The organism is Pseudomonas sp. SWRI154 (assembly GCF_014268645.1).
GTDB classification, from domain to species: domain Bacteria; phylum Pseudomonadota; class Gammaproteobacteria; order Pseudomonadales; family Pseudomonadaceae; genus Aquipseudomonas; species Aquipseudomonas marvdashtae.
Map to the genome: position 1 here is coordinate 35,169 of NZ_JABWQW010000020.1, position 12,371 is coordinate 47,539.

10 protein-coding genes are annotated in these 12,371 nt (G+C 62.3%); 1 reads left to right on the forward strand and 9 read right to left on the reverse strand.

What is annotated here, in order from left to right:
* Positions 1–64 precede the first annotated feature (64 nt).
* The 8 genes from fdhA to HU806_RS17915 form a co-directional block, all read right to left on the reverse strand.
* On the reverse strand, positions 65–1,264 hold the full coding sequence (gene fdhA, locus HU806_RS17880; RefSeq protein WP_003177608.1) for a formaldehyde dehydrogenase, glutathione-independent: 1,200 nt from the start codon (positions 1,262–1,264) through the stop codon (positions 65–67).
* Positions 1,265–1,384: 120 nt separating this feature from the next.
* Positions 1,385–2,242 carry a formyltetrahydrofolate deformylase gene (gene purU, locus HU806_RS17885; RefSeq protein WP_134926133.1) on the reverse strand — a complete coding sequence of 286 codons (858 nt, stop codon included), beginning with the start codon at positions 2,240–2,242 and terminating at the stop codon, positions 1,385–1,387.
* Positions 2,243–2,416: 174 nt separating this feature from the next.
* Positions 2,417–3,049, reverse strand: a complete 633-nt coding sequence (locus HU806_RS17890) for a sarcosine oxidase subunit gamma (RefSeq protein WP_186612896.1) — start codon at positions 3,047–3,049, stop codon at positions 2,417–2,419.
* A 59-nt stretch (positions 3,050–3,108) separates the two neighbouring features.
* A complete protein-coding gene (locus HU806_RS17895; protein WP_186612898.1) occupies positions 3,109–6,126 on the reverse strand; it encodes a sarcosine oxidase subunit alpha in 3,018 nt (1,005 codons plus the stop codon).
* Positions 6,123–6,452 carry a sarcosine oxidase subunit delta gene (locus HU806_RS17900; RefSeq protein WP_186612900.1) on the reverse strand — a complete coding sequence of 110 codons (330 nt, stop codon included), beginning with the start codon at positions 6,450–6,452 and terminating at the stop codon, positions 6,123–6,125. Before HU806_RS17900 ends, HU806_RS17895 begins: the two co-directional genes overlap by 4 nt.
* Before the next feature lie 14 nt (positions 6,453–6,466).
* The gene (locus tag HU806_RS17905) at positions 6,467–7,717 is read right to left on the reverse strand and encodes a sarcosine oxidase subunit beta (RefSeq protein WP_003177603.1); all 1,251 of its coding nucleotides are present in this window, start codon (positions 7,715–7,717) and stop codon (positions 6,467–6,469) included.
* Positions 7,718–7,738: 21 nt separating this feature from the next.
* Entirely contained in the window at positions 7,739–8,992 is a 1,254-nt protein-coding gene (gene glyA / locus HU806_RS17910; protein WP_186612902.1) for a serine hydroxymethyltransferase, read from the reverse strand.
* 222 nt (positions 8,993–9,214) lie between these two features.
* Positions 9,215–9,919 (reverse strand): TraX family protein, encoded by a 705-nt coding sequence (locus HU806_RS17915; RefSeq protein WP_186612904.1) that lies wholly within the window; start codon positions 9,917–9,919, stop codon positions 9,215–9,217.
* A gap of 194 nt (positions 9,920–10,113) precedes the next feature.
* Between HU806_RS17915 and HU806_RS17920 the strand changes: the two genes are divergently transcribed.
* On the forward strand, positions 10,114–11,154 hold the full coding sequence (locus HU806_RS17920) for a threonine aldolase family protein (RefSeq protein ID WP_186612905.1): 1,041 nt from the start codon (positions 10,114–10,116) through the stop codon (positions 11,152–11,154).
* A gap of 72 nt (positions 11,155–11,226) precedes the next feature.
* Here HU806_RS17920 and gbcB read toward each other — a convergent pair whose 3' ends face one another.
* Positions 11,227–12,327: a glycine betaine monooxygenase reductase subunit gene (gene gbcB / locus HU806_RS17925; RefSeq protein ID WP_186612907.1), complete on the reverse strand. Its 1,101-nt coding sequence runs from the start codon at positions 12,325–12,327 to the stop codon at positions 11,227–11,229.
* Positions 12,328–12,371 lie beyond the last annotated feature (44 nt).

Here is a 12,371-nt window from a genome sequence, read left to right on the forward strand (position 1 = left end):
CATCAAGCCATCTTTAAACTTAAAACGGCGACCCGAGGGTCGCCGTTCTTGTTTACGTGAAACCTTACGCTGCACTGAACAACTTGTGCGGGTCAATCACAAACTTCTTCGGCACGCCCGCATCGAACTCGCCATAACCCTTCGGCGCGTCATCCAGGCTGATCACCTGCACACCGACGATTTCAGCAATGTTGATACGGTCCCACATGATCGCCTGCATCAGTTGGCGGTTGTACTTCATCACTGGGGTCTGGCCGGTGTGGAAGCTGTGGGATTTGGCCCAGCCCAGGCCGAAGCGAATGCTCAGGCTGCCCATTTTGGCCGCTGCATCGACAGCGCCCGGGTCTTCGGTGACGTAGAGACCGGGGATGCCAATCTTGCCGGCGACGCGGACCACGCCCATCAACGAGTTGAGCACGGTGGCCGGGGCTTCGTGCTTGACGCCGTCATGGCCGTGGCCGCGGGCTTCGAAGCCCACGCAATCGACGGCGCAGTCCACTTCCGGCTCGCCCAGCAGCGCGGCGATCTGTTCGTGCAACGGCGTGTCGGTGGACAGGTCGACGATTTCAAAGCCCTGGGCCTTGGCGTGGGCCAGGCGGATGGAGTTGACGTCGCCGATGATCACCACCGCCGCGCCCAGCAGGCGTGCGGAAGCGGCGGCCGCCAGGCCAACCGGGCCGGCACCGGCGATGTAGACGGTGCTGCCAGGGCCAACGCCGGCGGTGACGGCGCCGTGGTAGCCGGTCGGCAGGATGTCGGACAGGCAGGTCAGGTCGCGGATTTTCTCCATGGCCTTGTCGCGGTCCGGCAGTTTCAGCAGGTTGAAGTCAGCGTACGGCACCAGCACGTATTCGGCTTGGCCGCCGGTCCAGTCGCCCATGTCCACGTAACCGTAGGCACCGCCGGCACGGGCCGGGTTGACGGTCAGGCAGACGCCGGTGTGTTGCTCCTTGCAGGAACGGCAGCGCCCGCAAGCCACGTTGAACGGCACCGACACCAGGTCACCGATTTTCAGGTTCTCGACGTCGCTGCCCTTTTCGATCACTTCACCGGTGATCTCGTGACCCAGGACCAGGCCGGTCTGGGCAGTGGTACGGCCGCGCACCATGTGCTGGTCGGAGCCGCAGATGTTGGTGGAGACCACGCGCAGGATGACACCGTGCTCAATCTTCCTGCCGCGCGGGTCCTGCATTTTTGGATAGTCGATTTTCTGTACTTCGACCTTGCCGTTGCCGAGATACACGACACCACGATTACCAGACATGTCAGTCACCTCTGTATTTGTTGTTGTAAAGAAAGTGAATTTAGCTTCAAGCGGCAAGCTACAAGCCGCAAGAAGCACGCATACCGCCTTTTCTTGCGGCTTGAAGCTTGTAGCTTGAAGCTAAAGCACCACCGTCCTATTGGCGTTCAAGAACACTCGTCGCTCGATGTGATACCCCACCGCGCGGGCCAAGGTCAGCCCTTCAATGTCGCGTCCCTTGGCGATCAGGTCTTCGGGATAGTGGCTGTGATCCACCACTTCCACGCCCTGGGCGATGATCGGACCTTCGTCCAGGTCGTTGTTGATGTAGTGCGCCGTAGCACCTACCAGTTTCACGCCTTTGTTATAGGCCTGGTGATACGGCTTGGCGCCCTTGAAGCCCGGCAGCAATGAGTGATGGATGTTGATGGCCTTGCCGTCGAGCTTGCGGCACAGTTCCGGCGACAGCACTTGCATGTAGCGGGCAAGGATCACCAGCTCGGCACCGGTGTCTTCGATCACCTGCCACACCTGCCGCTCCTGGGAAGGCTTGTCGTTCGGATCCAGGGGGAAATGGTAGTAGGGAATCTGGTGCCAGTCGGCCAGCGGCTTGAGATCGGGGTGGTTGGATACCACTGCCACCACGTCCATGGACAATTGGCCGATGCGCTGGCGGTAGAGCAAATCGTTGAGGCAGTGATCGGCCTTGGAGACCATGATCACCACTTTGGGCCGGTAGTTGGGCGGCGTCAGTTCGAAGACCATGCCGAAGGCTTGCGCGCGCTCGGCCAGGCCTGCGCGGAAGCTCTGCTCGTCAAAACCGTCGGGCTGGCGAAACTCCACGCGAATGAAGAACCGCGCCGAGAGCCGATCGTCGAAGGAATGGTGCTCGGTGACGTAGCAGCCCTGCTCGAACAGAAAGCGGGTCACCGCGTCCACCGTGCCGAGCACGCTGGGGCAGTCGGCAGTCAAGATCCATGTGTCTGGGGCGCGGCTCATTGTGGTGACTCCTGTTCAAAATTAACGAAGCGACGCAGAACTCCGTGGCGAGGGAGCTTGCTCCCGCTCGGCCGGGCTGGCGCTCCAGTGCGCAGCAACCGCCAAAAACCAGGGCCGCTGCGCGGCCCAGCGGGAGCAAGCTCCCTCGCCACAACAGCTCTCCAAGACCAAGAATCAGGCCTGCACGCTCAACCCATACTCCGCCGATGCATCCTGCAACCACAGCCACCAGTAATCGGAGAAGCTGCGACGGATCACCAGTTCCCAGGTGTCTTCGGCGGTGTGGCGGATCACCAGTTGCGACTTGGCGAACACCGTGCCAACGGCCTTGCCCACCGGGAAGTTGCTTGGGTGTACATCGTAGCTGGTGGATTTCATCAGTACGTCGCGCACGTTCGGACCGGACAACTCGAGGATCTGCTGGCCGCCGCTGACGTTGACGATCTGGATGTGCAGGTCGCCCAAGGCTTCACGCAATTTCTGCTCGGCGGCGAATTCTTCGCCAGTGGGCACCACCAGCAACCATTCATCCGGGCCGAGCCATTGCAGGCTGGTTTCGCCCTTGATAATCACGGCCAGCGCACCCGGCAATTCCAGGCCCAGGGCCTTGTGCACGCCCGCGGCGAACGCCGGGTCGTGGCCGTCGCCACGAATCGTCAGATGGCCCAGGAGTTTTTTCTCGCGCACGGTCACACCGGCGTTCTTGCGGCCCTTGCCCACCAGGCTGGCGAGGTCGGCATGGTGCAACGACGACTCGGCCTTGGCCCCAGTGGTTGGGCGTTGTTGGTACACGTTGACTGCGGTCATATGGAGCACCTGTCTCGTAGATTGCTCGTTCCCACTCTCTGCGTGGGAACGAGCAAGAATCAAATATTCTGCCGATCGCCCTTCGGATCGAAGAACACCGAAGAAACGATCTCTGCCTCGATCACCCGACCATCGGCCAACGGCGCGAAGACCCGCTCACCGAGGCGCTTGAGCCCGCCCTTGACCACCCCCATGGCGAACGAATAACCCAGGGAGTTATGCGCATAGCTGGAGGTCACGTGGCCAACCATCGACATCGGGATCGCCTGCTTGGGGTTGAAGACCAGTTGCGCGCCTTCCGGCAGCCAGACATTCGGGTCGATCGGCTTGAGGCCCACCAGTTGCTTGCGCTCTTCACGCACGCAATCTTCGCGATTCATGCCGCGCCAGCCGATCCACGAGAACGGCTTGGTCCGACCAACGCACCAGCCCATGTTCAGGTCGTCCGGGGTCATCGAGCTGTCCGTGTCCTGGCCGACGATGATGAAGCCCTTCTCGGCCCGCAACACGTGCATGGTCTCAGTGCCATACGGGGTCAGGTTGTACTGCTTCCCGGCCTCGACGATCTGCTCGAGCACGCCCATGGCGTAGTCGGCCTGCACGTTGATTTCGTACGACAGTTCACCGGTAAACGAGATCCGGAACACCCGCGCCGGCACGCCGCCCACCAGGCCTTCCTTCCAGGTCATGAACGGGAAAGCGTCCTTGTCCAGGTCGATGTCGGTCACGTCGCCCAGCAGCTTGCGGCTGTTGGGGCCCGACAGGGTCATGGTCGCCCAGTGGTCGGTGACCGAGGTGAAGTACACCTTCAGGTCCGGCCATTCGGTCTGGTGGTAGATCTCCAGCCATTGCAGCACGCGCGCGGCGCCGCCGGTGGTGGTGGTCATCAGGAAGTGGTTGTCCGCCAGACAGGCCGTTACGCCGTCGTCGAAGACCATGCCGTCTTCCTTGCACATCAGGCCGTAGCGGGCCTTGCCCACGTCGAGCTTGGTCCAGGCGTTGGTGTAGACGCGGTTGAGAAACTCACGGGCATCCGGGCCCTGGATGTCGATCTTGCCCAGGGTGGAAGCGTCGAGCAGGCCAACGCTGTCGCGCACAGCCTTGCATTCGCGCTTGACCGCGGCGTGCATGTCCTCGCCGTTCTTCGGGAAGTACCAAGGACGCTTCCACTGGCCGACGTCTTCGAACTCGGCATTGTTCTTCACATGCCAGGCCTGCAGCGCGGTGTAACGCACCGGCTCGAAGATGTGCCCGCAGTGCCGGCCCGCCACCGCGCCGAAGGTCACCGGCGTGTAGTTCGGACGGAACATGGTGGTGCCCATCTGCGGGATGCTCACGTTCAACGAGCGGGCGGCGATGGCCAGGCCGTTGACGTTGCCCAGCTTGCCCTGGTCGGTGCCGAAGCCCAGTGCGGTGTAGCGCTTGACGTGTTCCACCGACTCGAAGCCTTCGCGGGTGGCGAGTTCGATGGCGGCGGCAGTGACGTCGTTCTGCAGGTCGACGAATTGCTTCGGCGCCCGTGCGGTGGATTTTTCGTGCGGCACCTGGAACAGCGCCAGGGTCGGCTCTTCGTGACGGCTCAGGGCTTTGGGCAATACGCCCTCGACGGCCTTGAAGCCGGCTTCGCTGGCCGCGCGCACGCCGCCTTCAAAACCGTCGGCCAAGCTATCGCCGAGGCTGTAGACGCCGTTCACACCACCGACGCAGACGCGCTTCTGCGGTGCTTCGCCCGGTACGAAACCGAGGATGTCTTCGCGCCAGATCGGCTTGCCGCCCAGGTGCGAAGCCAGGTGCACCACCGGGCTATAGCCGCCGGAGCTGGCCACCAGGTCGCAGTCCAGCCATTCGCCAGGGCTGGTGACTTTGTGGGCGCGAACGTCGATCGCGGCAACCCGTGCGCCGGTGACGCGCTTGCTGCCACGGGCTTCGATCACGGCGCTGCCGGTGAGGATGCGGATGCCCTTGGCGCGGGCTTCTTCCACCAGCGCACCGCGCGGGTTGCTGCGCGCATCGGCGACGGCGACCACTTGCAGGCCGGCGTCGAACCAGTCCAGGGCCACGCGATAGGCGTGGTCGTTGTTGGTGCTCAGCAGCAGTTTCTTGCCCGGTGCCACGCCGTAACGGCGTATGTACGTGGAAACTGCGCCAGCCAGCATGTTGCCCGGCACGTCGTTGTTGCCGTAGACCAGCGGCCGCTCACAGGCGCCGGTCGCCAGCACCACGCGCTTGGCGCGAACGCGGTTGATACGCTGGCGAACCTGGCCGATCGGTGCGCGGTCGCCGAGGTGGTCGGTGAGGCGCTCGTGGATGGTCAGGAAGTTATGGTCGTGGTAACCGTTCACCGTGGCGCGAGGCAGCAACACCACTTCGGGCATCGAGCGCAGTTCAGCCACCGCAGCCGCGACCCATTCGGTCGCCGGCTTGCCGTCGAGGCTCTCGCGGGAATCGAGCAGGCTGCCGCCGAACTCTTCCTGCTCATCGGCCAGGATCACTCGCGCACCGCTGCGGGCTGCAGCCAATGCGGCGGCCAGGCCAGCAGGGCCGGCGCCAACGATCAGCACGTCGCAGTGACGGTTCATGTAGTCGTAGGTGTCCGGATCGTTCTCGGTCGGCGAGCGACCCAGGCCGGCAGCCTTGCGGATGTACTTCTCGTAAGTCATCCAGAACGATTGCGGGTACATGAAGGTTTTGTAGTAGAAGCCCGGCGGCATCAGCTTGCCGCCGACCTTGCCGAGAATCCCCATCATGTCGTTGTTCACGTTCGGCCAGCCGTTGGTGCTGGTGGCGACCAAGCCCTGGTACAAGGCTTGTTGCGTGGCGCGCACGTTAGGAATCTGCGTGGCTTCGGTGGCACCAATCTGCAGCACTGCGTTCGGCTCTTCGGCACCGGCGGCGTAGATGCCACGCGGACGGGAATACTTGAAGCTGCGACCAATGATGTCGACGCCGTTGGCCAGCAACGCGGCGGCCAGGGAATCGCCTTCGAAGCCTTTGTAGCTCTGGCCGTTAAAGGTGAATGTCAGCACTTTATTGCGGTCGATCCGTCCGCCGTTGGACAGGCGATTGATCTGGCTCATACCTTCTCTCCCAGAGCCTGTGCGGCCGCTTTCGGGCTGTCAGTCTTGTCGGTGAATTGCGGTTTTTGACCGATCTTGTAGGTTTCGAGAATCTCGTAGGTCACGGTGTCACGGGTCACGTTGAAGTACTGGCGGCAACCGGCGACGTGGTCCCACAGCTCATGGTGCAACCCGCGCGGGTTGTCACGGAAGAACATGTAGTCGCCCCACTGCTCGTCGGTGCAGGCGTTCGGATCCAGCGGACGCGGGATGTGCGCCTGGCCGGATGCATGGAATTCCTCTTCGGAGCGCAGCTCAAAGCAGTGAGGACAGAAGATATGCAACATGGGGATTTCTCCTGTTAGTGGGCAACCGCAGCAGCGCCGTGTTCATCGATCAACGCACCGTTGTGGAAACGGTCGATGGAGAAAGGTGCGGCCAATGGGTGCATTTCACCCTTGGCCAGACTCGCGGCAAATACGTTGCCCGAGCCAGGTGTCGCCTTGAAGCCGCCAGTGCCCCAACCGCAGTTGAAGAACATGTTCGGCACCGGGGTCTTGGAAATGATCGGGCAGGCGTCCGGCGTGGTGTCGACGATGCCGCCCCACTGACGGTTCATGCGCACGCGGGACAACACCGGGAACATCTCGACGATGGCCTGGACCGTGTGCTCGATCACCGGGTACGAGCCACGTTGGCCATAGCCGTTGTAACCGTCGATACCGGCGCCGATCACCAAGTCGCCCTTGTCGGACTGGCTGATGTAGCCGTGCACGGCGTTGGACATGATCACGCTGTCGATGATGGGCTTGATCGGCTCGGACACCAGCGCTTGCAGCGGGTGGGATTCGATCGGCAGGCGGAAGCCCGCGAGCTTGGCCATGTGCCCAGAGTTACCGGCAGTGACCACACCAACGCGCTTGGCGCCGATGAAGCCCTTGTTGGTTTCGACGCCGATGCACACGCCGTTTTCCTTGCGGAAACCGATTACTTCAGTCTGCTGGATCAGGTCCACGCCCAAGGCGTCCGCCGCCCGGGCAAAGCCCCAGGCCACGGCATCGTGACGGGCCACGCCGCCGCGACGCTGGACGGTGGCGCCCATCACCGGATAGCGGGTGTTCTTCGAGCAATCCAGGTACGGGATCTCGTCGGCCACTTGCTTGGCGTTGAGCAGCTCGCCATCGACACCGTTGAGGCGGTTGGCGCTGACGCGACGCTCGGAATCACGGATGTCCTGCAGGGTGTGGCACAGGTTGTAGACGCCACGCTGGGAAAACATCACGTTGTAGTTCAGGTCCTGGGACAAGCCTTCCCAGAGTTTCATCGCGTGTTCGTACAGGTGGGCCGATTCGTCCCACAGGTAGTTGGAGCGCACGATGGTGGTGTTGCGCGCGGTGTTACCGCCGCCCAGCCAGCCCTTCTCGACCACGGCGACGTTGGTGATGCCGTGCTCCTTGGCCAGATAGTAGGCGGTCGCCAGGCCATGCCCGCCACCGCCGACGATGACCACGTCATAGACCTTTTTCGGGGTCGGCGTGCGCCACATCCGCTGCCAGTTTTCGTGATGGCTGAGTGAGTGTTTGAAGAGGCCGAAGCCCGAATAGCGTTGCATAGTCATTACTCCAAAACCGACTCAGCGATAAACCGGGAAGTCCGCGCACAGGGCCGCCACTTGCTGCGCGACATTGGCCTCGACATCGGCGTCGCCGAGGTTGTCGAGAATGTCGCAGATCCAGCCGGCCAGGGTGACGCACTGGCTAACCTTGAAGCCACGGGTGGTCACCGCCGGGGTGCCGATACGCAGGCCCGAGGTCACGAACGGCGATTGCGGGTCGTTCGGCACGGCGTTCTTGTTGACAGTGATGTGGGCGCGGCCCAGGGCGGCGTCGGCGTCCTTGCCGGTCAAGCCTTGACGGATCAGGCTGACCAGGAACAGGTGGTTGTCGGTGCCGCCGGACACTACATCGTAGCCGCGCTGGATGAACACGCCAGCCATGGCCTGGGCGTTGTCGATCACTTGCTGCTGATAAGCCTTGAAGCCAGGCTCCGCCGCTTCCTTGAAACACACCGCCTTGCCGGCGATCACATGCATCAGCGGGCCGCCCTGGGCGCCGGGGAATACCGCGGCGTTGAGCTTCTTCTCGATTTCTTCGTTGGCCTTGGCCAGGATCAGGCCGCCACGTGGACCGCGCAGGGTCTTGTGGGTGGTGGTGGTGATCACGTCGGCGTACGGCAGCGGGTTCGGGTACAGGCCGGCGGCAACCAGACCGGCGACGTGGGCCATGTCGACGAACAGCAGCGCGCCGACCTTGTCGGCGATCTGGCGGAAACGTGGGAAATCCAGGGTCTTGGAGTAGGCGGAGAAGCCGGCAACGACCATCTTCGGCTTGTGCTCGACGGCCAGGCGCTCGACTTCGTCGTAGTCGATCAGGCCGGTGGTGGTGTCGATGCCGTATTGCACGGCGTTGTAGAGCTTGCCCGAGGACGACACTTTGGCGCCGTGGGTCAAGTGACCGCCGTGGGCCAGGCTCATGCCCAGGATGGTGTCGCCGGCTTGCAGCAACGCCAGGTATACGGCGCTGTTGGCCGAAGACCCGGAGTGCGGCTGGACGTTGGCGTAGTCGGCGCCGAACAACTGCTTGGCGCGTTCGATGGCCAGGGCTTCGACTTTATCCACGTGCTCGCAGCCACCGTAGTAGCGCTTGCCCGGATAACCTTCGGCGTACTTGTTGGTCAAGCCGCTGCCTTGGGCCTGCATCACGCGCTTGCTGGTGTAGTTCTCTGACGCGATTAGCTCGATGTGATCTTCCTGGCGTTGCTCTTCAGCGTTCATCGCCGCCAGCAGTGCATCATCGTAGCCTTGGATTTGGTCTTGCTTGCTGAACATCGCGTCTCTCCCAGCGGCGGCGGTGCGCCTTTCGTCTCGGTGAGGCACGGACCGTTTCGGTCGTGCCCTTTGGATGCGATGGTATGGCCGGCGCAGGCAGGTCAAATGCCTATGGACGCCACGCAAAGGTGCGTTTACGACATGCGCTCAAATGGAATGGAACACCGGCCCTGTGGTGAGGGAGCTTGCTCCCGCTGGAGGGCGAAGCCCTCCCACAAAGGCTTACGCGATGGCCTGGCGAACCGCGAGCAGCAGTAGAAAGTGTGCGGGGTACAACGCATAAGCCCAACGCCGCATCGCTGGGGGATGAAATCGACCGGCCAGGCGCAAAAGCACCAGCCCCAACCCTGGCGCGATCAGGCAAGCCACCAAGCCCCACAACGCCACCGCATCCCCCAGCCATGCAGCGCCATACAGCACCCGCCATTGATTGGCCGCCACGCAGACCAATCCCGGCAGCAACGCGAAATACCAGGGCCGGCGAAACACCAGCAACATCGCCAACGGCAGCAGCACGCCGAAGAAGCCGAACATCAGTCGCGACGAAAACAGCGCCGCCAACAGCAACGCCACCGCGGCCAGGCATCGGGCTTCCAGGGTAGGCGCCTGCCAGCTGCGCGCCACCAACAGCCCCAGCACCAGCGTTGGCATTACATTCAAGGTGACGGGGTTAGGAATGAATAAACGGTAGGGGACTTCGCTGACAGCACTGAACAGCAACAGCCAGCCCAGATAACGCCAAGGACTGCCGCCGGCACCGTTGCGCGCCAGATTGGCCGCCATCGCCAGGCAGAACCACGGAAACGCCAGCCGCCCCGGCACATACAGCCAATCGACGGAAAAACCGACATATCGCAGATGATCGAGGACCATCGACAACAGTGCCAACCACTTGAGCAGGTCCAGGGCGCCGTCGCGTTGGCTCATGTGCTCAGTAGCCCGATGATTTTGTGATTTTCTGACAGAAACATCCCATGTGCTCCCTCGCTAATCTTGGGTAAAGTGCGCACCACATCGATCACGGCGTTGCGCACTCAAGCACGCCGAACCATGGAACCCCTCATCCCGGGAATTCCGCCAGGGATCTCTTACCCAGGACTCTCTATTCAAGGAGCAAGGCCATGACCGACAAGAGTCAACAATTCGCCAGCGACAACTATTCCGGCATTTGCCCCGAAGCCTGGGCGGCCATGGAAGAAGCCAACCAAGGCCACCAGCGCGCCTATGGCGATGACGAATGGACCCACCGCGCAGCGGATGATTTCCGGGCCTTGTTCGAAACCGACTGCGAAGTGTTCTTTGCGTTCAACGGCACGGCGGCCAACTCTTTGGCGCTTTCCTCACTGTGCCAGAGTTATCACAGCGTGATTTGCTCGGAAACCGCCCACGTCGAAACCGACGAATGCGGCGCGCCGGAGTTCTTCTCCAACGGTTCCAAATTGCTGGTGGCACGCACCGAAAACGGCAAGCTGACCCCGGAATCAATCCGCGAGATCGCCCTCAAACGCCAGGACATCCACTATCCCAAGCCGCGCGTCGTGACCCTGACCCAGGCCACGGAAGTCGGCAGCGTCTATACCCCGAAAGAAATTCGCGCGATCAGCGCCACCTGCAAGGAGCTGGGGCTGAACCTGCACATGGATGGCGCTCGGTTCTCCAACGCCTGCGCCTTCCTCGGCTGCACCCCGGCCGACCTGACCTGGAAAGCCGGCGTGGACGTGTTGTGCTTTGGCGGTACGAAAAACGGCATGGCGGTAGGCGAGGCGATCCTGTTCTTCAACCACGACCTGGCCGAAGACTTCGACTACCGCTGCAAACAGGCCGGGCAGCTGGCTTCGAAAATGCGCTTCCTCTCCGCGCCGTGGGTCGGCCTGCTACAGAACGATGCGTGGCTCAAGCACGCTCGCCACGCCAATCACTGCGCGCAATTGCTGGCGAAACTGGTCAGCGACATTCCCGGCGTCGAACTGATGTTCCCGGTCCAGGCCAACGGCGTGTTCCTGCAATTGTCGGAACCGGCCATTGCCGCCCTGACCGCCAAGGGCTGGCGCTTCTACACCTTCATCGGCAAGGGCGGCGCACGCTTCATGTGCTCTTGGGACACCGAAGAAGCACGCGTACGGGAATTGGCGGCGGATATTCGGGAAGTGATGAGCGCCTGAAGCAACGACCGAGATCTTCAGGGCTTTTAAGCTTTTGTGGCGAGGGAGCTCACCGCTACCAGGATGGGCAGATCAAAAATCGATCCGCACATCCCCCTTCGGCACGCTGCAGCAGGACAGGATGTAACCCTCGGCCTCGTCGTCTTCGGTAATTCCGCCATTGTGGTCCATTTCCACTTCTCCGCCCAGCTTCAACACCTTGCACGTTCCGCAGATGCCCATGCCGCAGGCTTTGGGAATCATCATGCCGAGCTTGGCGGCGGCGGCGTGGACGGTTTCTCCCGGCCCCACGCGAATGCTCTTGCCAGAAGAGGTGAATTCCACCAGGTGCAGGTCCGCGGCATCGACCTCGGGAGCGTCAGCTGCCTGTTCGGCCTGTTCCACCGCATCGGCACGGGCTTCTGGTGGCGTGGCGCCGAAGGATTCCTCGTGGTACCGCTTCATGTCGTAACCGGCCGCTTCCAGCAGGCGCTTGACCGCGGTCATGTATGGGGTCGGGCCGCAGCAGAACACTTCGCGCTCGAGGAAGTCGGGCACCATCAGTTCCAGCATCTTGTGGTTCAGGTAACCGCGATACCCGGCCCACGGCTCGCCCAGGCCATGTTTTTCGCAGATGAGGTGCAAGCTGAAGTTGTCGATCCGCGACGCCATGTGTTCCAGCTCGCGGTGGTAAATGATGTCTTTGGGCGAGCGGGCGCTGTGGATGAAGGTCATGTCGACATTGGCGTTGGTGTCGTAGTACCAGCGCGCCATGGACATCACCGGGGTAATCCCGACGCCGCCGCTGAGGTAGAGCACCTTGGGGCTGGAGAAGTCGATGGCGTTGAACAACCCCACCGGCCCGTGCACCGCCAACTCCTGGCCTTCGTGCAAGGTGTCGTGCAGCCAGTTGGACACCTTGCCCCCCGGCACGCGCTTGATGGTCACCGAGAAGCTGTAGGGCACCGACGGCGAGCTGGAGATGGTGTAGGAGCGCATGATCGGCTGGCCTTCGATTTCCAGCTCGAGGGTGACGAATTGCCCGGGCTTGAAAAAGAACATGATCGGCTGGTCGGCCATGAAGCAGAAAGTGCGCACATCCCAGGTTTCCTGGATGACTTTGACGCAACGTACGATATGTCGGCCATTGGCCCAGGTCTGGGTGGTGACCGGGTTCAGGAAATTATTGGACATGCTGATCTCCACGGCCGACTGTCGGCCTTCATGAGGGCGATTGT